The 20,335-nt window shown below is 68.1% G+C and carries 22 protein-coding genes and 1 tRNA gene; 9 read left to right on the forward strand and 14 right to left on the reverse strand.

The genetic code is table 11. The features are described from left to right. Positions 1-9: 9 nt before the first annotated feature. The 3 genes from MKK65_RS25290 to egtB are packed head-to-tail and all read right to left on the reverse strand — an operon-like array spanning position 10 to position 3,359. On the reverse strand, positions 10-1,056 hold the full coding sequence (locus MKK65_RS25290; protein WP_243960762.1) for an adenylate/guanylate cyclase domain-containing protein: 1,047 nt from the start codon (positions 1,054-1,056) through the stop codon (positions 10-12). 41 nt (positions 1,057-1,097) lie between these two features. Beyond that, positions 1,098-2,072 carry an L-histidine N(alpha)-methyltransferase gene (gene egtD, locus MKK65_RS25295; RefSeq protein ID WP_243960763.1) on the reverse strand — a complete coding sequence of 325 codons (975 nt, stop codon included), beginning with the start codon at positions 2,070-2,072 and terminating at the stop codon, positions 1,098-1,100. An 18-nt stretch (positions 2,073-2,090) separates the two neighbouring features. Then, a complete protein-coding gene (egtB, locus tag MKK65_RS25300; RefSeq protein WP_243960764.1) occupies positions 2,091-3,359 on the reverse strand; it encodes an ergothioneine biosynthesis protein EgtB in 1,269 nt (422 codons plus the stop codon). A 261-nt stretch (positions 3,360-3,620) separates the two neighbouring features. Between egtB and murI the strand changes: the two genes are divergently transcribed. From murI to MKK65_RS25315, 3 genes are all read left to right on the forward strand, one after another. After that, complete coding sequence (murI, locus tag MKK65_RS25305; RefSeq protein WP_058192944.1) at positions 3,621-4,496, forward strand: glutamate racemase; 876 nt, start codon at positions 3,621-3,623, stop codon at positions 4,494-4,496. A 205-nt stretch (positions 4,497-4,701) separates the two neighbouring features. Beyond that, positions 4,702-5,382 carry a cache domain-containing protein gene (locus MKK65_RS25310; RefSeq protein ID WP_243961008.1) on the forward strand — a complete coding sequence of 227 codons (681 nt, stop codon included), beginning with the start codon at positions 4,702-4,704 and terminating at the stop codon, positions 5,380-5,382. Positions 5,383-5,406: 24 nt separating this feature from the next. Beyond that, positions 5,407-5,628, forward strand: coding sequence for a hypothetical protein (locus MKK65_RS25315; protein ID WP_243960765.1), 222 nt, complete (start codon positions 5,407-5,409; stop codon positions 5,626-5,628). A 16-nt stretch (positions 5,629-5,644) separates the two neighbouring features. On the opposite strand, the gene MKK65_RS25320 is transcribed toward MKK65_RS25315, so the two are convergent. Further along, positions 5,645-5,812: a hypothetical protein gene (locus MKK65_RS25320; protein WP_243960767.1), complete on the reverse strand. Its 168-nt coding sequence runs from the start codon at positions 5,810-5,812 to the stop codon at positions 5,645-5,647. A 185-nt stretch (positions 5,813-5,997) separates the two neighbouring features. Between MKK65_RS25320 and MKK65_RS25325 the strand changes: the two genes are divergently transcribed. The 3 genes from MKK65_RS25325 to MKK65_RS25335 all read left to right on the forward strand — a co-directional run bounded on the left by MKK65_RS25325 (position 5,998) and on the right by MKK65_RS25335 (position 6,988). Then, positions 5,998-6,225, forward strand: a complete 228-nt coding sequence (locus tag MKK65_RS25325) for a hypothetical protein (protein WP_243960768.1) — start codon at positions 5,998-6,000, stop codon at positions 6,223-6,225. A 146-nt stretch (positions 6,226-6,371) separates the two neighbouring features. Next, complete coding sequence (locus MKK65_RS25330; protein ID WP_058192940.1) at positions 6,372-6,584, forward strand: hypothetical protein; 213 nt, start codon at positions 6,372-6,374, stop codon at positions 6,582-6,584. A gap of 134 nt (positions 6,585-6,718) precedes the next feature. Continuing rightward, entirely contained in the window at positions 6,719-6,988 is a 270-nt protein-coding gene (locus MKK65_RS25335; RefSeq protein WP_243960770.1) for a hypothetical protein, read from the forward strand. 63 nt (positions 6,989-7,051) lie between these two features. Here MKK65_RS25335 and mqo read toward each other — a convergent pair whose 3' ends face one another. The 4 genes from mqo to leuC form a co-directional block, all read right to left on the reverse strand. Next, positions 7,052-8,782, reverse strand: coding sequence for a malate dehydrogenase (quinone) (mqo, locus tag MKK65_RS25340; RefSeq protein WP_243960772.1), 1,731 nt, complete (start codon positions 8,780-8,782; stop codon positions 7,052-7,054). Between the two features lie 488 nt (positions 8,783-9,270). After that, the gene (locus tag MKK65_RS25345; RefSeq protein ID WP_243960774.1) at positions 9,271-9,792 is read right to left on the reverse strand and encodes a lipocalin-like domain-containing protein; all 522 of its coding nucleotides are present in this window, start codon (positions 9,790-9,792) and stop codon (positions 9,271-9,273) included. Between the two features lie 271 nt (positions 9,793-10,063). Next, a tRNA-Leu gene (locus MKK65_RS25350) sits at positions 10,064-10,148 on the reverse strand. Positions 10,149-10,231: 83 nt separating this feature from the next. Beyond that, on the reverse strand, positions 10,232-11,644 hold the full coding sequence (leuC, locus tag MKK65_RS25355) for a 3-isopropylmalate dehydratase large subunit (protein WP_243960776.1): 1,413 nt from the start codon (positions 11,642-11,644) through the stop codon (positions 10,232-10,234). Positions 11,645-11,887: 243 nt separating this feature from the next. Between leuC and MKK65_RS25360 the strand changes: the two genes are divergently transcribed. Beyond that, positions 11,888-12,853: a 2-hydroxyacid dehydrogenase gene (locus MKK65_RS25360; RefSeq protein ID WP_243960779.1), complete on the forward strand. Its 966-nt coding sequence runs from the start codon at positions 11,888-11,890 to the stop codon at positions 12,851-12,853. Then, entirely contained in the window at positions 12,850-13,749 is a 900-nt protein-coding gene (locus tag MKK65_RS25365) for an AprI/Inh family metalloprotease inhibitor (RefSeq protein WP_243960780.1), read from the forward strand. Before MKK65_RS25360 ends, MKK65_RS25365 begins: the two co-directional genes overlap by 4 nt. A 2-nt stretch (positions 13,750-13,751) precedes the next feature. Here MKK65_RS25365 and MKK65_RS25370 read toward each other — a convergent pair whose 3' ends face one another. The 4 genes from MKK65_RS25370 to MKK65_RS25385 all read right to left on the reverse strand — a co-directional run bounded on the left by MKK65_RS25370 (position 13,752) and on the right by MKK65_RS25385 (position 17,125). After that, positions 13,752-14,366 (reverse strand): cytochrome b, encoded by a 615-nt coding sequence (locus MKK65_RS25370; RefSeq protein WP_243960781.1) that lies wholly within the window; start codon positions 14,364-14,366, stop codon positions 13,752-13,754. Positions 14,367-14,513: 147 nt separating this feature from the next. After that, positions 14,514-15,086: an NAD(P)H-dependent oxidoreductase gene (locus MKK65_RS25375; RefSeq protein WP_243960782.1), complete on the reverse strand. Its 573-nt coding sequence runs from the start codon at positions 15,084-15,086 to the stop codon at positions 14,514-14,516. 213 nt (positions 15,087-15,299) lie between these two features. Further along, positions 15,300-15,959: a class I SAM-dependent methyltransferase gene (locus MKK65_RS25380; RefSeq protein WP_058192931.1), complete on the reverse strand. Its 660-nt coding sequence runs from the start codon at positions 15,957-15,959 to the stop codon at positions 15,300-15,302. A gap of 2 nt (positions 15,960-15,961) precedes the next feature. Then, a complete protein-coding gene (locus MKK65_RS25385) occupies positions 15,962-17,125 on the reverse strand; it encodes a glycosyltransferase family 4 protein (RefSeq protein ID WP_243960783.1) in 1,164 nt (387 codons plus the stop codon). Between the two features lie 134 nt (positions 17,126-17,259). On the opposite strand from MKK65_RS25385, the gene MKK65_RS25390 reads away from it, so the two are divergent. Beyond that, positions 17,260-18,498, forward strand: a complete 1,239-nt coding sequence (locus MKK65_RS25390; protein ID WP_243960784.1) for a DNA topoisomerase IB — start codon at positions 17,260-17,262, stop codon at positions 18,496-18,498. Positions 18,499-18,534: 36 nt separating this feature from the next. Here MKK65_RS25390 and MKK65_RS25395 read toward each other — a convergent pair whose 3' ends face one another. Continuing rightward, complete coding sequence (locus MKK65_RS25395) at positions 18,535-19,203, reverse strand: LuxR C-terminal-related transcriptional regulator (RefSeq protein WP_058192928.1); 669 nt, start codon at positions 19,201-19,203, stop codon at positions 18,535-18,537. 214 nt (positions 19,204-19,417) lie between these two features. Further along, positions 19,418-20,314 (reverse strand): GGDEF domain-containing protein, encoded by an 897-nt coding sequence (locus MKK65_RS25400; RefSeq protein ID WP_243960785.1) that lies wholly within the window; start codon positions 20,312-20,314, stop codon positions 19,418-19,420. Between the last annotated feature and the right edge of the window lie 21 nt (positions 20,315-20,335).

Raw genomic sequence — 20,335 nt, forward strand, 5'->3', positions numbered from 1 at the left:
AACGCCCGATCAACGAGCGCCCCTTTGCACGGGCGGCGGCTGATGGCGCTGCCGGATGGCCGCCACGGCGAGCGGCGCGTCCCGGCCCCGCAGGGCATGGGCGCCAAGATCCTCGGCAACCAAGTCGTGCGGCAAGGGGCCGATCCGGTTCAGCAGGTCGGCCGACACGAGGACGTGGACGCCGAGGCTCTTAGACAGGCTCTCCAGCCGGGCGGTGGTGTTCACGACGTCGCCGAAATACGCGATCTTGTGGCGTTCCAACCCGACTTCGGCCGTGACCACGGAGCCGCAATGCAGGGCCGCGCGAAACTGAGGGACTTGCCCGAAACGCTGCGTCCAGGCCGCGGATTCCTCGGTCAGCCGGGCGGCGAAGTCGAAGACGCAGCGCAGGCAGGCGGCGTCCCGGGTGCCCCGCTCGATCGTCCAGGTGACGAGCGCCATGTCGCCGATATAATCGTCGATCGCGCCCCGCGAGCGCGCGACCGGCACTGCCAGGGCGTTGAACACCTGCCCGAGATAGGCCTGGGCCGCACGGTCGCCGTGTCGGTCGGCGAAGCGGGTGGACCCGGTGACGTCGAGGAACAGGAAGATCCGTTCCTCGCTGATCGGCCGGTGGTAGCGGCCGATCAGCAGGTTGGCGAAGACGCCCGGGCCAATCAGGTCCCGCACCCGGAACACGAACACGGTGAGCGCCGAGATGCCGAGGGCGTAGAGCAGGCCGGATTGCGACATCAGCATCGCGTTCCGTTCGCTGTACATGAAGCGGAACAGGCGGTTCAGCACCGTGCTGGCGGCGGCGTTGCCGACCACGATCATCAGGATGTAGAGCGCCACCGTGGCGAGCAGGAACAGCGGCGTCGCCATCTGCCGCACCCGCTCGCGCATATGCGGCCATAGCAGCCGGCGCTCGTAGAGCAGGATCGGCGTGCCGATGATCGCGCCGCGGATCGCCGAGCCAAGCAGCGGACCGACCGCGAAGATCGATCCGTAGAGGAGGCCGGCCAGGGCACCGAGCCCCGGCGCCACGAGATAGAACCAGCGTGGGCCGAAACGCATCCGGGCGCCCTCACCCCACGCGCCGGTTGGCGGCGCCGATCTCAGTCCTGCCGCAGCGCGTGGACCGAGAACAGCCCCTCCGGATCGGTCCAGACCTGGATCCAGGTCCAGCCGGCCCGTTCCACAAGGGCCCGGAAGGTCTCGACCGTATACTTGTAGCTGCTCTCGGTATGGATCGTCTCGCCGTCCGCGAAAGCGACCGTATCGGAGCCGATGCCGACGTCCTGCGCGCCCGCCGAGACAAGATGCATCTCAATCCGGGAGGCTTGCGGGTTGAACACGGCTCGATGGGAGAAGGCGCCGAGGTCGAAACGACCGGCGAGTTCCCGGTTGATCCGGGTCAGGAGGTTGAGGTTGAACGCTGCGGTGACGCCAGCGGCGTCGTCATAGGCCCGCTCGAGGATCGCGGCGTCCTTCACGAGGTCGACGCCCACGATCATGTGCGCGCCCTGCCCCAGGATCCGCCCGAACCGCCGCAGCAGATCCTCGGCCTCGCTCGGCTCGAAATTGCCGATGGTCGAGCCCGGGAAGAAACCGGCCCGGGGCATGTCGCGCAGGCTCTCGGGCAGGTCGAAATCGCGGGTGAAATCCGCGACCACGGGCTCAACCCGCAGATGCGGGAAGTCGCCGCTCAGGACCTCCGCCTGCGCGCGCAGGAACTCGCCCGACACGTCCACCGGCACGTAGGCGGCGAGCTTGTCGAGGTGGCGCAGGAGGCGGCGCAGCTTAATGGTCGAGCCGCTGCCGAATTCGACCAGCGCCGCCCGGGCCGGCAGCAACGCGGCCATCTCCGGCCCGCTGCTGTCGAGGATACCGACCTCCGTGCGGGTCGGGTAATATTCCGGCAACCGCGTGATCGCCTCGAACAGGTCGGAGCCGGCGGAATCATAGAAGTATTTCGGCGAGAGCGCTTTTTGCTTCTTTGACAGGCCGTCCCGCACGTCGGCGAGAAAGGCAAGTTCAGGGGTGTCCAGGGCGACCGGGGTCGCGTCGGAAAAGCTGGGCTTGACGGTCAAGGGAAGCTCCGGGGCGCGTCAGGCGGCGTCGGCGAGGCGCAGGCCGGTAAACTGCCAGCGCTGGTGCGGATAGAAGAAGTTGCGGTACGGCAGCCTTGCATGGCCTTCGGGCGTGGCGACGGACGAGCCGCGCAGCACGAACTGATTGACCATGAACTTGCCGTTGTATTCGCCGAGGGCCCCCGGCAACGGGCGGTAGCCGGGATACGCCGCGTAGGCGCTGCGGGTCCATTGCCAGACGAGGCCGAAGGCGTCCGGAAGCGCGCCGTCGCGGGCCGCGACCTCCCATTCGAACTCGGTCGGCAGGCTGCGGCCGGCCCAGCGGGCATAGGCGTCAGCCTCGTAGTAGCTGATGTGGGTGACCGGCGCGTCGAGCGCGACCGGCCGCATGCCGCCGAGCGTCATGGTGGCCCAGCCGTCGCCGTCCCGGCGCCAGTAGCCCGGCGCCTCCCAACCCTCGGCCTGCCCGGCATACCAGCCGTCCGAGAGCCACAGCTCAGGCTTGGCGTAGCCCCCCGCTTCCATGAAGGCGAGCCATTCGCGGTTGGTGACCAGCGCCTCGTCGATCCGGCCGGGCAGGATCAGCGCCTCGTGGCGGGGCGACTCGTTGTCGAACGAGAAGCCGTCGCCCTCATGCCCGATCCAGGCGATGCCTCGAGCGACCTTGGCCTGGCCTGTCTGCCCGGAGGCAGCCGGGAACCGCCATTCGGCGTCGTAGACCGGCCCCAGGGGGTTCTGCGCGAAGGCGTGCAGAATGTCGGTGAGCAGGAGTTCCTGATGCTGCTGCTCGTGGTAGAGCCCGATCTCCAGGATCGGCAGCACAGCCTCCAGGGCACTCTCCGAGGCCTGACCGAGCAGCGACTCCACCGCCCGGTCGATATGCGCCCGGTAGGCCGTCACCTCGTCCATCGTCGGCCGGGTGATCATGCCCCGCTGGATGCGCGGCTGCCGCGGGCCGGCCGCGACGTAATACGAGTTGAACAGGTAGTGCAGGCGCTCGTCGTAGATGGCGTAGCCGGGCAGGTGCTCGCGCAGCAGGAACTGCTCGAAGAACCACGTCACATGCGCGCGGTGCCACTTGGTCGGGCTGGCATCGGCCATCGACTGGACCTGCTGATCCTCCGCCGAGAGTGGCGCGGCCCGACGCTCGGTCTCGCTGCGGACGAAGCGAAAGGCCGCGATCCAGGCGGCGCGGTCGATCGGACGTGCCGTCACGGGCGGAGGCGGGAAAGCCGCAGCCGTTTGCGCGCGCGTGTCGCCGGAGCGGAGTGCCGCCGTGGCTGCCATGCGGATCTTCCCTTATTCGCATCTCTCCTGGGATCGTCTTGTCGACGCCCAGCTTGGTCGCAGAAGATATGTCCCCGCCGTGGTCAGACAACCTCCGCCAGTGATTCTGCCGCCGCTCAGTCCGATCCGCTTATTCGCCGGTGGCGCCGCTGCGGTTAATGAGAAGAACGGGAATTCGCGGGTCTTTTTTGCGCCGCAGTGAGGAGGCCTTAACCCTCGGCATCGAGATTCGAGGCGCTGAGTGCGGAGTCCAGAATTTCCATGCGGATCGATCTGATGGCCGGGGCCAGCCTGTCCGCCGCGGCATTCCGCGTGTCGCCTGAACCAACCATCCTGGTGTTCGATTCCGGGCTGGGCGGCCTCACCGTCCTCGATGCCGTGCGCCGGGCCCGGCCTGATGGGCGCTACATCTATGCGGGCGACGATGCCGCCTTCCCGTATGGCCGGCTGGGCGAAGCCGCCCTCGTCGCCCGGGTGCTGGCGGTGATGGAGCAACTCCTTGCGACGCACCGGCCCGATCTGGTGGTCATCGCGTGCAACACGGCGTCGACCCTGGTCCTCCCGGCTTTGCGCCAGCGCTTCGCGACGCCGTTCGTCGGCGTGGTACCGCCGATCAAGCCGGCCGCTGCGGCGACGCGCTCGGGCCTGATCTCCCTGCTGGCCACCCCTGGTACGGTGGCGCGCTCCTACACGCACGACCTGATCGCGACCTACGCCGGATCCTGCGCGGTGACGCTGGTCGGCTCGCCGAACCTCGCGGGCTTCGCCGAGGCCGAACTGGCCGGCACGCCCATCGACGACGCGGCTCTTGCCGCCGAGATCGCCCCCTGCTTCATCTCGGATGCGGATGGACGACGCACCGACGTGATCTGCCTCGCCTGCACCCATTACCCGCTGCTGCTGCCGCGCCTCGAAGCCCTCGCGCCTTGGCCGGTAACGTGGATCGATCCGGCCCCGGCCATCGCCCGACGCGTGATTCAGCTGATCGGTCCCGCCCGGCGGAATGCGGACCATGACGGCTCCGTGCACGGCGCCTTCACCGCCGGCACCTGCCTGACCGCTCCGCTGCGCGCCTCGCTCGCCGCCCGCGGCATCGGCGAGATCGCCGTCGAGGCACTCCCGCTGCCGATGCAGTAGGCGACCCGGACCGGGACCCGGTCGCAGGTTCGACGCTTCGTTCGATCCCGAATTGCCCAGTGTCACGGCCCGCTTGGCGCGGGGCGATAATCATGCGCGCTTGCATAATCAGTCGATCCAGTTTTAATTCCCCGTGTTGAATCGATTATATTGATTTCGGGGGTTTTGCATGGCTTTGCGAGCAGGGCTGCTTGCGGCAACACTGATGTGTGCCGTGCAGCCGCCGGCGGCCGCGCTCGCCTGCGGCGATGGCGAAGCGCCGACATCCTGCGACGATCCGAGCCCGAACGGCTTCGCGTCCTGGATGCTCGGGCGTGTCGGCCGGGCTCTCGAGGCCAGCCCGGCCCAGGCGCTCGGTGAATTCACCGCGGGAACGAACGGCTTCCGCACCGCCGACACTTACGTGTTCTGCGTCGGTCCCGACGGCGTCATGAGTGCCCATCCCAACCCGATCCTGAAGGGCCACGACGTTCGCGACCTGCACGACAGGACCGGCAACCACTTCATCCAGACGATGCTGGATACGGCCAAGCCCGGACAGATCGCGGTGATCCACTACCTGTTCCCGAAGCCCGGCAGCACGATCGAGGAACCCAAGACCACCTACTACACGAAGGCCGGCGACCAGATGTGCGCGGTCGGCGTCTACGACACCGATCAGGCGGCGCCGACCGCCGCCACGCCGGACGGCCGGATCGCCCAGCTCCGGCAGAAGCTCGATCGGGAAATCCCGAGCCAGGCGCGGGCGGATTGGATCGCATTCCTGGAGGCACTCAATGCGCAAGGCGACGCGAAGGCGGCGGCGATCGCGCAGGCCCGGCGGGACATGCGAGCCGCCACGGCCGCCCTGGACTCGGCCGGCCTGAAACCTGCGGGCGCCGAGTAGGTCGCGCCGTCCGGACCGTCCGTCATGGCCCTGGCGCAGTTTCTTCCGTTGACGGAGGCCGCGACCTTCACGCTCGGGTGCGCCGTGCTGCACGCGACACGGATTGATCCGGAGCGTATCGCCATCGTCTTGGTCCTGACCGCTGCAATCCTCGCGGTCGCATTGCTGATCGGGCTGACGCCAGCGGATCTTGCCGGCGATGCCATGTCCCTGGACCCGGCGAACCTCTGGCCCAGGCTCCTCTGACAGACCCGGCAGGTGGCTACCGAACCGTCGTGAAGGCGCTTGTGGGCTCGCCGGAGGCTTCGGCCTCGGCCGGCACGACCAGGTGAACGAACAGCATCCCGGCGGCGACGATCAGCGCAAGGGCCAGGATCCGCCAAAGCTCCATGATCGGTTCCTGGGTCGTCGTCTCGGACTTGCGCGGCATCGCTTCCGTATCCCCGTTCTGAATGCTGTCCTGCGGATGGGGCCCTCGCCCCGCGTGATCGTCCTGTTCCACCGGAGGCCTGGATCGGCGTCCGGCTTGGACCAGGGGACACCTAGAGGATGAACGAGTCGTAAATCGTACAACCGGCGGCGGCCCGCTGATCCGGTCTGCGGCTCTCGTGATGCATGGATCAGCGTGTCGTCGGCACCGTCCCACGGGTTGCGACAGGCGTCTGGGCCGTGGATCGACAGGGCGATGTCGGCGACCTGCGCGGGATCGACCGTCTGGAGGCGGACGCTGTGCCGGCCGTGCCCCGGGCCTTGGCGATGTCCCACGGCATCCCCCGACACCGATTCGCCGTCAGCATGGCCAGGGCCGCGCGCGCGACCGTGCCGGGACCAATCGTCAGCTGATATGATCGCCGTCGAAGCAGCCGTGTTTTTTCAAGCTCCACAATGGATATTGATGACTATGCAAATTAATCGACCTCGCCCAGGTTTTGCCGCAATTTAGATCAGACTTCATGCCTATATGAGGACATCGTGATCGGAAGGGCCAGATGTTCGAGAGTCTCTTCTGGGGTGCCGCGATTATCGCCCTGGTCGGATCCGCCGCGCTGGTCGCGATCGGCGCCGCCGTGCAGCCGCCGATCATTCAGAAGGATGACCTCGCTTCGGGTATCCTGGACCCGCGCCGGACCTTCGGCCGCAAGCGGCCCTGGCGTCGCCCATCCCGCGTGGTGCGGCGGCTCGGCTCACTCCCGCTGCGGTAGACGGCGCGATGAACAACGTCCAATAGTAAGCCTGTCTGCACCAAAGACGTACATCACCCGTCGCCGCCGCAAATGCTAGGGTCCGATGACTGCAGGACAGCAGTCAAGCGGTAGCGCGAGAGGGCTCAAGACTGATGAGCGTGCGTCAGATTTGCGATCAGGTGCGGGTCACCGAACGGGCGTTCACGGCGGCGCTCGGCGCCATGAAGGCGACGGGGCTGCGCGAGGAACTGACCCTGGAGCTTCAGGAAATGGAAGCCGCTGAGATCGAGGCCGGGCAGGACGAGGCCTCGGCGCGCTCGGCCTCGTGGAAGCGGGTCAAGATGCTCCACGGCCTCGGCTATCCGGTGGATTTCGGCTGGCTTCACCTCGCCAGCCGCTCAGCCCCGGTTCGCTCCGCCTGAGTGGGGCGACCAGAGTTGATCCCGGACCTCGCGCAAGTGCGCGAGACCCGGGACCCGTTCGGTTCAGGGGGCCAAGTCGTGAACCGGCGCCGGGACGGTGGTGTTGCTGCTGTTGAGCACGGTGCTGCTGGTCGGGACGGCCTTGAGCGCCGCCTTGTCGATCTGCGGCGGGGCCGGCAGCTGCAGCTGTTCGCTGGTATAGGCCCATTCCTCGGCGACCCGATCCGGATCGTCGTTGAGTTTCAGGCCGTAGCTTGGGACGAGCTGCTTGATCTTCGCCTGCCACTCGGGCGTGGCGACGTTCTTGGCGAACACCTTCTCCAGGACCTGCAGCATGATCGGCGCCGCCGTCGAGGCGCCCGGGGAGGCCCCGAGCAGGGCGGCGATGCTGCCGTCCTTGGCGTTCACGATCTCGGTGCCAAGCTTCAGCACGCCGCCCTTGTTCGGGTCGCGCTTGATGATCTGCACGCGCTGGCCCGCCTGCCAGAGGCGCCACTCCTCCTTCTTGGCCTTCGGGAAGTACTCGCGCAGGGCCGCGATCCGGTCGTCATCCGACAGCATGAGCTGGCCGGCCAGGTACTCGACCAGGGGATACTCGTCGATTCCGACCCGGACCATCGGCCAGATGTTGCTGGTCGTGGTCGAGCTGAGAAGGTCGAGATACGAGCCCTCCTTCAGGAACTTGGTCGAGAAGGTCGCGAACGGCCCGAACAGGATCACGCGCTTGCCGCCGAGCACACGGGTGTCCAGGTGCGGTACCGACATCGGCGGGGAGCCCACCGACGCCTTGCCGTAGGCCTTGGCGAGGTGCAGCGTCGCCACGTCCGGGTTCTCATTGATCAGGAACGAGCCGCCGACCGGGAAGCCCCCGTAATCCGCGCCCTCCGGGATGCCTGATTTCTGCAGCAGGTGCAGGGCGCCGCCGCCCGCACCGATGAACACGAACTTGGCATCGACGGTGCGCCGCGACCCGTCCTTGGTGTTGCGGGAGGTGACCCGCCAGGAGCCATCCGCATTCTTGGTGATGCCCTCGACCTCGGTCGAAAGGTTCAGCTTGAAGTTCGGCTGGCCCTGCAGATGGGCCACGTACTGACGGGTGACCTCGCCCCACTCGACATCGGTGCCGAGCGGCGACCATGTGGCGGCGACCTTCTGCTTCGGGTCGCGCCCCTCCATCATCAGGGGCACCCATGTCTTGAGCTGCTCCGGATCAGTTGAGTACTGCATGCCGGCGAACAGCGGGCTGGCCTTCAACGCCTCGAAGCGCTTCTTCAGATAGGTGATGTTGTCGTCACCCCAGACGAAGCTCATGTGCGGGGTGTAGTTGATGAAGGAGTGGGGGTTCTTGAGGACCCCGGTCTTGACCAGCGAGGCCAGGAACTGGCGCGTCACCTGGAACGCCTCGTTGATCTCGACCGCCTTGGCGATCTCGACCTGGCCGTTCTTCTTCTCGGGGGTGTAGTTCAGCTCGGCCAGCGCCGAGTGGCCGGTGCCGGCATTGTTCCAGCCGTTGGAACTCTCCAGGGCGACCTGATCCAGGCGCTCGACCATCTGAATCGACCAGGTCGGCTCCAGCTGGTTCAGCCACACGCCCAGCGTGGCGCTCATGATGCCGCCACCGATCAGCAGCACATCGACCTTGCTGTCGGCGCTATCCGCGAAGGCCAGGGCGCTCGGCAGCGAGGCGGCCGCGAGCCCGGTGGCGGCGGTGCCAAGCAGCTGCCGGCGGCTGAAGGCCAGCCTCTCCTGCGCGGAGTGCCCGGACCGGGGCTTGTTGGTGTCGTCGGCACGCATCGCCACATCTCATCGTTGCGGACCGGGACAGTGCGGCTCGCACTCTCCGGTCAAGAAGGCGTCGGATCGACACGACCGGGAGACCCGCGCGTCCAGCCTTCCAGAACGTTCCCCCGCCGATGGTGCGGCACTCGAAGATTGATCGATCGATCTTATCTGATCGTTCTTATGATTAGCGGCCGAACACACCCTCGAAGCGCTGACAAAAGCAGCTTCGAGAAACCCGATACGCGATCGGAAAGACTTTTCTTAACCTATAACCCGGTTCGTTCGCGCAATGCCGAATAAAGCCATGACCGGATTCGAAAATCAGCCGTCGTATGACGCGAATCGAGGATGACAGGTATGGCCAACTGGCTTGCCGTCCGCGTCTTAAGGGATGAGGTCTGAAAGAACAATCTGTGGTGCTGGACAATCGCCCGGATTGCACCCGATCTAAACAGGCGACGCCTGTCCGCCCGGCGCGGTGGCACTCGGTCTGTCCGACGCTATCGGCTGCGGCGGAAGCGAATGATGCTGCGCGACAGGCGGCCGGCATCCCAGTTGGGCATGATTCGCCACGGTGTCGTCACGTCCGCCGCGTCACCGTGAATCGCGATCGTCCGCCGCTGCTCGGTGTTGACCCATTCCGGTGCCCAGGCGGTCTGGACCTGCGTGATCCACTGGTCCCCCTCGATCCGATAGCGGCCGATATAGGCCACCAGCGTCTTCATCAGCGCGGCGCGATCGGCATCTGTCTCGGCCGGCGTCCGGTCGGTGCCTTCCAAGTTGAACGCGACCCAACCGTCCTTCGTGAAGATCACCCGGCCCCGCGGTGCGCTGCCCATCGCGTCGACGAGCGATCCGGTCGCCTTATCCTCGACCTGATAGGAGACGAGCTCCCAGGTTCCGACGATTTTCGCGGCCAGGTCGTCCTCGTCCGCCTGAATCGGGGGCTGAGCTTCGGTGGCATGGCCGGGGGACGCGGCCATGAGCAGGGCCGCGGCGAGCGTGGCGGAGAATTTCGTCATCCTGGGATTCTCCTTCCGGCGCAGCCCGACGTCGACGTGCCGGACATCGAGAGCCGTGCGCCGTGGCGGTGATGCCAACGGCGCAATGCGGGCATTCCCGGAGACGGCGCGCTTTCCCTAACGGGTCTTTGTAGCGCGAAGCTGGGATGGGAGGCGGATGTGCACCCTCGATCGACACGGATCCGAAGGTAGGACTGACCGGCTGCCAGAGCCTGTCATTCTGTAAACGTCGGGGGAGCGTATTAAGCGGATCAGCGCTCTAGGCGGCTGATGGTGCCCAGGAAAGGACTCGAACCTTCACCTCTTGCAAGACTGGTACCTGAAACCAGCGCGTCTACCAATTCCGCCACCTGGGCTTGCCGCCGACCCAGCGGTCGGCGACGGCTTCGTTTATTCGGACGGACGGGGCCCGTCAATCGCGATTTCAGCCTTTCTGGCCTCAGCTGCGCGGCCACTCCCGGATGTCAACGAACCGGCCTGCCACGGCCGCCGCCGCCGCCATGGCCGGCGAGACCAGATGCGTGCGTCCGCGATGGCCCTGGCGGCCCTCGAAGTTCCGGTTGGAGGTCGAGGCGCACCGCTCCAGCGGGTTGAGCCGGTCGGCATTCATCCCCAGGCACATGGAGCAGCCCGGCTCGCGCCAGTCGAAGCCCGCCGCCTTCAGCACCCGGTCGATGCCCTCGGCCTCGGCCTGCGCCTTCACGAGGCCCGAACCCGGCACGACCATGGCCGAGACGCTCTCATGCACCTTGCGGCCCTCGACCATCTGGGCGACGACCCGCAGGTCCTCGATCCGGCCGTTGGTGCAGGAGCCGATGAACACCCGGTCCAGGGTGATGTCGGTGATCGGCGTTCCCGGGGTCAGGCCCATATAGGCCAACGCCTTCTCCTTGGACTGACGCTTGTTCTCGTCAGCGATCGCCGCCGGATCCGGCACGCGTCCCTGCACCGAGATCACGTCCTCCGGGCTGGTGCCCCAGCTGACGATCGGCGGCAGGCTTGCGGCGTCGAGGCGGACCTCGCGGTCGAAGAACGCGCCTTCGTCGGTGAGCAGGCTCTCCCAGTAGGCCCGCGCCTTGTCGAAGGCGGCGCCCTTCGGCGCCTTCGGACGGTCCTTGACGTAGGCGTAGGTGGTGGCATCCGGTGCCACCAGGCCGGCCCGGGCGCCGCCCTCGATCGACATGTTGCAGATCGTCATCCGGCCCTCCATCGAGAGGGCGCGGATCGCCTCGCCGGCATACTCGATCACGTGACCGGTGCCGCCGGCCGTGCCGATCTCGCCGATGATCGCCAGGATGATGTCCTTGGCGCCCACGCCGGCCGGCAGCGCGCCGTCCACCGTGACGCGCATGTTCTTGGCCTTCTTCTGCACCAGCGTCTGCGTGGCGAGCACGTGCTCAACCTCCGAGGTGCCGATGCCGTGGGCCAGCGCCCCGAAGGCGCCGTGCGTCGAGGTGTGCGAGTCGCCGCACACGATCGTCTGGCCGGGGAGCGTGAAGCCCTGTTCCGGGCCGATGATGTGGACGATGCCCTGACGGCGGTCGAGGGCGTCATAGAACTCGATGCCGAAGTCGCGCACGTTCTCGGCCAGCGCCTCGAGCTGGGTCCGGCTCTCGGGATCGTCGATGCCCTTCGAGCGGTCGGAGGTCTGGACGTTGTGGTCCACCACCGCCAGCGTCTTTTCCGGATGCCGCACCTTGCGGCCGGCCACGCGTAGACCCTCGAACGCCTGCGGGCTCGTGACTTCGTGAACGAGGTGCCGATCGATGTAGAGGAGGCTGGTGCCGTCCGGCTGGACATCGACGACGTGGTCGTCCCAAATCTTGTCGTAGAGGGTGCGCGGGCTGGTCATCGGTTTTCGTCTTCGGATGGGATCGGTGCAGAGCTCTCGCGATAATGCGGGTTCCTTAGTAGGCATCGCGCGCGGTTTTCGGAAGAGGCAAGTCTTCGCCCTGTCAATTGGCCGCTCGGCGCTTGGCCCCCGATGTCACGGCCGGAGGCTGGCCGTGGCTGGCGCCCAACCGGCCACTGGCCCTATGCCGAAGCGAGCATGACCGGCCGCATCGGCGGTCGTTCAAAAACAAGGGAGTGTGGGATGTCCGAAGCGCCGCCCGAGATCCTGTTCCTCAAGAAAATGCATCCGCTGGTCGAGGCCGCCTTCGAGGGGCGCTTCACGGTGCACCGGCTCGCGGGCGCCGCGGACCCGGAGGCGCTGCTCGCCGAGATCGGCCCGCGGATCCGCGGTCTCTGCGTCGGCGGCCAGGTCGACGCCGTCCTGATGGATAAGCTGCCGAAGCTCGAACTGATCGCGAATTTCGGCGTGGGCTACGACGCCGTCGACGCCGTCGAGGCGCAGCGGCGCGGGATCGTCGTCACCAACACCCCGGACGTGCTCACCGACGAGGTCGCCGACCTCGCCGTCGGCCTGGTTCTGGCGACCGTAAGGCGGCTCCCGCAGGCCGACCGCTACCTGCGCGAAGGTCATTGGCCGAAGGCGCCGTTCCCGTTGACCGCTTCGCTGCGCGGGCGGCGGGTCGGGATCCTGGGGCTCGGCCGGATCGGGAAGGCGATCGCCCATCGGCTCGAGAGCTTCGGCGTCGCGATCGACTATCACGGCCGCAGCCGGAAGGACGACGTGTCCTACACCTACCACGACAGCCTGCTCGGTATGGCGCGGGCGGTCCATATCCTGATCGTGGTCGCGCCCGGGGGCGACGACACCCGCGGCCTGGTGGATGCCGGAATCTTGGAGGCGCTGGGACCCGAGGGGATCCTGATCAACGTCGCCCGCGGCAGCCTGGTCGACGAGGCAGCGCTGATCGCGGCGCTTCAGGCGGGCACGATCCTGGGGGCCGGGCTCGACGTGTTCGAGAACGAGCCGCACGTGCCGGCGGAACTCGCGGCCCTCGACAAGACCGTGCTGCTGCCGCATGTCGGCTCCGCCTCCGAGCATACCCGCACGGCGATGGCGCAACTCGTCGTCGACAACGTCCTGTCGTGGTTCGAGGGGCGCGGTCCGCTGACCCCCGTTTCCGAGACACCCTGGAGCCCGCCCGCGTGAGACCTGCACTGGCCCCGCTGCTTGCTGCCCTGGCCCTGATCCCGTGGCCGGCGGCGGCGCAGCAGGACTTTGCCGCTCCTCCGACGGCGCCGGAGCCCAGCCTCCTGGATCCGGGGACGCTGGCTGCTCCGCCGATCGCAACACAAGCGGCTCCCCCTGCCCCGCCGAGCCTGCCCGAGCGTCTCAGCGAAGTGCCAGGGACCTGGGACCTGTCGCGCGACGGCACCAATCGCCGTTGCGTCATGACCTTGCGAAGCGAGAACGGCGACGCCGGCCAGCGGATCAGCTTCCCGGCCGGTTGCCGGCGCGCCCTGCCGGTCGTGAGCGGCATCGCCGGCTGGCTGTTCAGTGACCGGGGCGTGCGCCTGGTGGACCGGAACGTCCGCCCGATCCTCGAATTCGCCCGGCGTCCGGACCAGCGTAGCCTGGTCGCAAAGACGGAAGGCGGTGAGACCTACAGCCTGGTCCCCCTCGACATCGCGGCGATGCGTCCGGCCGCGTCTGCCGCACCCGACATCGCCGGAATCGAGGCGGCGCCGACGCCGTCCTCCTTGCAGACCGCGCCGGCTGTGCCCGCTGAATTGCAGCGTAGTGCGAATGCGACCGCCACGGCGGCGCCGGGGCCTGCTCCGGGTGTTTACGCCCTCGATCGCTTCCAGGAACGCGACACCTGCCGGATCACCCTGGACGGAGCCGGCGGCGGCGTCCACGTCGTCCCGGGCTGCCACGATGGCGGCCTGGAGGTGTTCGACCCCGTCCGCTGGCGCTATGCCAACGGACGGATGACCCTCACCGCCAAGCGCGGCCACACCATCGACCTGGTGGCGACCGACGATGGGCGGTGGCGGCGCGAGCCCGAGGTCGGCACCACCTTCGTGCTGCGCCGGGTCGAGTAATCCTATCGGGATCCGCGGCCGTCCTGGACCGGCAGCATCCGCTCCAGCAGGCCGTCCCGGCGGATCACGAGGTGCCAGATCGTCGCGGCGACGTGCAGAAGCACGAGCGCGTAGACGAACCATTGCCCGACGAGATGGATCGACTCGGCGATCTTCTGCGCGCCCTCGTCCTTGGTCAGGCCCGGGATGGTGAACAGCCAGAAATACGGCGTGTCACGCCCCGACAGCGCGCTCAGGAGGTAGCCGCTGATCGGCATGATCAGGAAGATCGCATAGAGCAGCCCGTGATTGACGCGGCCGATCAGCGTCAGCAGCCGCGGCGCCAGGGGATCGGCCGGCGCCGGCCGGATCATCCGCCAGACGATCCGCAGGACGACGATCGCCAGGATCGTCAGCCCGACCGACTTGTGCAGCACGAAGAGGCTGCCCTTGGCGGGGGCCGGCGGCAGGCTGACCGCCACCCAGGCGAGCGGCAGCACCGCGAGCGCCAGGGCGGCCGTCACCCAGTGCAATGCCTGCGAGACCGGGTGGTAGCGTGGCAGGCCTGAGGCCGTGACGTAGGTGGCGGGAAGCGGCGTCCCCGCCTTCTTGCCGGCCGTGATCGTCGAACCTGCCATGATCCCTCGCGGATGCGCATCGTTCACCGTGGATCTAAGCAGACCGACGGTGCCGGACCAATGCCAGGTTTGATCAAGTTTAAGAATAATCCCACTTTATCGTCGCGGGACACATCACACTTACTGCTAGCGGCGGGCGCACCCGTGTCAGGCGGCCGCCCCCGCATCGATCGCCCGGGCTACGTCGAGCAGCGCGGCCAGTTCCACCGCGGCGGTGGCCAGACGGGCCGCCACGGTCACGTCGGTGATCCGGCCGTCGGCCATGTCGTCGGGGCCGGCATAGACCGACGTCGGCGCCACATGCGCCGCGAAGAAGCCGAACAGCGGCCGCAACCCGTGCTCCACAACCAGGGCGTGGCGCAGGCCGCCGCCCGTTGCGGTGAGAACCACCGGCATGCCCGCCATCCGCGCCGGATCGACGAAATCGAACACGTGCTTGAACAGCCCGGCATAGCCGCCCTGGTAGACCGGCGTCCCGACGATCATGGCGTCCGCCCCCTCGATCGCCGCGATCAGGTGCGCCGCCGGCAATGGCAGATCCTCGAGCCGCGAGGCACCGATCCCGGGTCCGGCATCGACCAGATCGTAGACCGCAAGGTCGATCCGGCGCAGCCGCCCGAGCTCGGCGCCCACCGCCTCCACGAGATCGCGGGTCCGCGAGGGTCGCTTGGCGCTTCCGGAGAAGGCGACGACACGGGGAAGGCTGGGCTTGACGCTCACGACTCGACGCTCACTTGGACATGTTCATTCAGACGCCGTGCGCCCCGTGGCGGGACACGCGCAAATCTCGAGCCCCCCGAGCGTCCGGCGACGCTTCTTTCGGAGGCGCGCCCGCAGATCGTGGTCCGACCGCAAGGTAGCGCATTCCGGCCGCGGATGAAGCCTCGATGCTCCGGCGGGTGCGATTGACAGCGCGACGCGCCAACCATCGTCTCAGCCATGCAACCGCCAAACGTGACTCTGCTTGATCTCGGCGTCTTCGAGTGCGCGCGAGACCGGCACTGCGTAGGTTGCGAGGCATTCGAGGCGGTCGCGCGGCAGGTAGGTGCGTCCCGGATCGCCGATCAGCACCGTGACTCCGGTGGCCTGGAGGTCGGTGAGCCAGTCGGTTACCGCCTTGGCAAGGTCGCGCTCGTAGAATACGTCGGCGGCGAGCACGAGATCGGCCTGGGGTCGTGTGCCGAGGAGATCGGCCGAGACCGGCTCGATCAGGCCGGCGACCCCGTTGGCCGCGGCGTTGATGCCGATCGCCGCCACGGCGAACGGGTCGAGGTCGCTGGCGAGGACATGCTGGGCGCCGGCGCGGGCTGCGGCGATCGCCACCAGGCCGGAGCCCGAGGCGAAATCCACGGCCCGGCGTCCATATGCGATGTCGGGGTGGTCGAGGATATAGCGGGCGAGCGCCTGCCCGCCCGCCCAGGCAAAGGCCCAGAACGGCGGCGGCAGCCCGATCTCTTGCAGTTCGTCCTCGGTCTTCTGCCAAAGTTCGGTCGCCTCGTCGGCGACGTAGAGCTGGATCTCCGGCGCGTAGGGAACCGGCAGCAGCCGGGTATGGGCCTCGATGAAACCGAGCGGATCGTCCGGGGGGCGCATGATCAGGCGTCCAGCAGGTCGCGCCAGACGGCGCAGACCCGATCGGTGACCGCGGCCTCGGTGAAGCCGCCCGCCTCGATCCGCACCCGCGCCGCCGCGCCGAGGCGCGCCACCAGGGCGGGATCGCCACTCAGGCGGACCAGCGCTTCCGCCAGCATCGGGACGTCACCCGGAGGCACGAGCAGGCCCTCGATGCCGTCCCGTACGAGGCTGCGGCAGCCCGGGACATTGGTCGTCACCAGCGCCCGGCCGCAGGCCCCGGCTTCGAGCAGGGTGCGCGGCAGTCCTTCCCCACCCCGGGACGGCAGGCACGCGACTTGGTGTTGCGCCCAGACGGCGGACACGTCGGAGGCCAGGCCATGCCATGCGACGCCATCGCGGCTCCAGGCACGCAAAGTGGCCTCGTCGATCGAGCGGCGGTTGGACGGGTCGGGCACCCCGAATAGGGCGAGCTCCACAGGCGCGCCCCGGGACCGTGCCAGCCGGGTCGCCTCGACAGCCACGTCGATGCCTTTGGACCAGAGCATGCGCGCCACCACGGCGACTTTGAGCGGTGGCATCGCCGGGAGTGGTTGTGGCGCGAAGGAGCCGCAATCGACTCCCGCCCCGCCGAGCACCGTCACCGCCTGCTCGGAGGGATCGAGGCCCAGCGCCAGCGCGTCGTCCGGGTTCTCGAACAGGAATCGGGTGCGCCCGGAAGCCAGCGGGCCGCGGATCAGCGCCTTCAGGCCGAGCCGCGCCGCGCGCCCGATCCGGTCGTCGCGGGCGCCGACGAGGCCCAGGCCCGTCAGCGCGTAGACCCGTGCCGGGATGCCAGCCATCGCGGCCGCGGTGCCGCCCACCAGGATGCTCCGAAGGGCGATGCAGTGGACGATGTCGGCGTTCAACGCCTTCAGGATCCCGGCGAGCTGTCCGGCTGCGTAGCCGGCGGCCATCGGGTTCAGGCTCGCCCGGTCCGCTTCGAGCGGAACGACGCGTGCGCCAGTCGCCTCGATCACGGCACGGTGCGCCCGCACCCGGGTGACGACAGCCACCGCGAGCCCCATGCCGACGGCGGCGCGGGCCATGGGCAGGAAGTGCGAGGCGAAGAACCAATCCTCGGTCACGACGAAGACAAGGCTTCGCTTCGGGTTCGGGCGGATGTCGCGGGCGGGTTCGGAATCCATCCAGTCCCTCTAGCACGGCACCGCGGATCGGCCTGCGACGGATGCGCAGACTCGGAACGGCGGTCGGGCGACGCCGGTTGATCAGCGCCTTCTCGCCGGGCGGTACCCCGGCGGCGTATCCGGGAGGGGCGACCATGGCGGATGTCGAGACGGACCAGAACGGCGGAAGCTTGCGGGCGGCGGCCGAGGAAGCCGGCCTCGTCTACGTCGATGACAGCCGGCCGGGCCTGACGCGCAAGCGCAGCGGTACCGGTTTCCGCTACCTCGACGCGAAGGGCGCCCCGGTGCGCGACAAGCGGATTCTGGCCCGCATCCGCGCTTTGGCGATCCCGCCAGCCTATACCGACGTCTGGATCTGCGCGCGCAGCAGCGGCCATATCCAGGCCACCGGCCGGGACGCCAAGGGTCGCAAGCAGTACCGCTATCACCCCGAATTCCGGCAGGCGCGGGAGGCCAACAAGTTCTCGCGCATCATGGCCTTCGCGGATGCGCTCCCCAGTATCCGTCAGCGAGTCGATGCCGATATGAAGCGGCGGGGCCTATGCCGCGAGAAGGTGCTGGCCACCGTGGTCCACCTGCTCGAGACCACGCTGATCCGGGTCGGCAACGACGATTATGCCCGCACCAACAAGAGCTACGGCCTCACGACGTTGCGCGATCCGCATGTCCGGATCGCGGGAGCCGAACTGTCGTTCCGGTTCAAGGGGAAGAGCGGCAAGACGTGGGACGTGTCGCTGAAGGACCGGCGCGTCGCCCGGATCGTGAAGGCCTGCCAGGACCTGCCGGGGCAGGAGCTGTTCCAGTACATCGACGGCGACGGCGTCCAGCGCGACGTCACCTCGTCGGACGTGAACGCGTATTTGCGTGAGATCACCGGCCAGGACTTCACCGCCAAGGATTTTCGGACCTGGGCGGGCACTGTCCTGGCGGCCCTGGCCTTGCAGGAATTCGAGAGCTTCGACAGCGAGGCGGGCGCCAAGCGCAACGTTCGCACGGCGATCGAGAGCGTGGCCGGCCGCCTCGGCAACACGCCGACCATCTGCCGGAAGTGCTACATCCACCCCCAGATCCTCGACTGCTACCTGGAGGGCGATCTCCTCCTGCAGGTGAAGGATGCGGTCGAGTCCGAGCTGAGCGGGGATCTCGGCAAGCTCCGCTCCGAGGAGGCGGCGGTGCTTGGGCTGCTCCAGGCGCGGCTGGCCGCGTCGGAGGGCGATGCCCGGGCGGGAAAGAAGGTCAAGCCGGCTGCAACTCAGGCCCGCACGCGGAGCAAGTCCAGTCAGGTCGTGTCCCGGGCCAAATCGGCGGCCAAGTCCGCGACCGGGGGCAAGCGGTCGTCGGGTGGTCCGCGGGCGCAGGTCGGCGCCGCATAGGGGGGGCAGCCCCGCCGGGGCTGCCCGGTATCCCGGTCAGTGCCGGGACTGATTGCCGGAGCCGCCGCCGCGCCGATTCGGGTCGCTATCGACCACCGGAGCCAGCCCGAGCTGGCGCGCCAGCGAGACCAGGTCCTTCAGCCGCCCGGTCTGCGTCTTGCGGCGCAGGTTGAGCCGGTGCGTCTCCACGGTCCGGACGCTGAGCGCCAGGCGGCGGGCTACCTCCTTGTTGCTGAAGCCCGAGCTGAGGAAGCGCAGCACCTCGGCTTCGCGGGGGGTGAGCCCGAGGCTGTCGCCTTGGTCCGCCGGCATCACCGCCTGCTGTTCCGGCGCCACGAGGCAGTCCGACCCTTCGGCCAGGGCGAGCAGGGCCGCGCCCAGCTCCCGCGGCGACTTCGAGCGCGCCACGAAGGCATCGGCTCCCGCCGCCAGCAACGCCCGCAGATCGTCTGCGGTGAGCGCCCCGAAGGCCACCAGCGTCCGCAGGTTCGGTTGCCGCTCCTTCAGGCCGACGAGACGCGCGATCCCATCCGCCAGCCGGATCTCATCGAGGAAGATCAGCGCGACCGCGGGCCCGGCATTCGCCTGGTCCAGGTCCTCGAGGCCGATCGTGTGAAACTCCGGCATATGCTCCAGAGTGGCGCGAACAGTCGCGCTCAGGTCCTGCGGTTCATCCAGGATCAGGACGCCTACGGCCGTACTCATGACCTCGCACCTTTCGTCTCCCGGCGATACAAAGGGGCCGGGATCGGGTGCGTAGTTCCAAGATCCATTCCACGAGTTTGGCGCGAATATTAAGCTTTATTTTCGCAGATTCTGTCGATTCCTGTCATCGTGCCGCGAATGCCTGTGCCGATATGGGTCGCTGCCCGTAACCATACTGTGCCGCGTCGTGCCAGGTTGGGCCGGCTCGGCTGTCTCAGCTTGCGACGGCCAAGCCGGCATCGCTCTGGTACGGCACGACGCAGTTGCGGCCCCTGCCCTTGGCGGCATAGAGCGCGATATCGGCCCGCTTGATCAGGGCATGAACGTCGTCCGCCTCGATCCAGGTGCTGACGCCGAAGCTGCAGGTCAGGCTGATCGCATGATTGCTGCCGCGGATGCAGAGCGCCTCGACGCTCGCGCGCAGGCACTCGGCCCGGGCGATCGCTTCCGCGAGTCCGCAGCCCGGCAGGACAAGGCCGAATTCCTCGCCGCCCAGCCGGCCACCGATGCCGTCCCCCGCAATCAGTTCGGCCACGGCCTGGATGGCAAGGTCGCCGACATCGTGGCCGTGCTCGTCGTTGATCCGCTTGAAGTGGTCGATGTCCGCCAGGATCGCGGAGATCCGGCCCGGGCGACCGCCCTGCTCCGCGGCCATGCGCGCCCGGTCGAAGAACGCACGGCGGTTATAGGCACCGGTGAGCGGATCGGTTTCGGCCAGCCGGATCAACTCCTCCTGCATGGTGATCAGGCGCTCGGCCGCGCGCAACCGTGCGTTCAGCTCCTCGGCGCTCGGCGGCTTCTCGATGAAGTCATCGGCGCCGCTGTCGAGGGCCTCGGCGAGGCTCCGGACGTTGCGGGCGGACGACATGGTGATGACGTGCAGCGGCCGGCGTTCCTCGGCGAGGAGGCGCGCGGACCAGCAGAGTTCGAGCCCGCAGAGCGGTCGGACTTCGACGCTGGTGATCAGGACTCGGACCGAGGGGGTCGCTGCGAGGAATTGCAGGGCCTGGGCGGAATCCGTGAAGGCGTGCACATCATGGCCGCGCGGTTCGATCAGCGAGGCGATGATCTGCAGCACGACGCGGCTCGAATCGACGATAACGATCTGCATGGCATGACCCGGACTCGATCT

Source organism: Methylobacterium sp. J-001 (assembly GCF_022829565.1).
Lineage (GTDB): Bacteria > Pseudomonadota > Alphaproteobacteria > Rhizobiales > Beijerinckiaceae > Methylobacterium.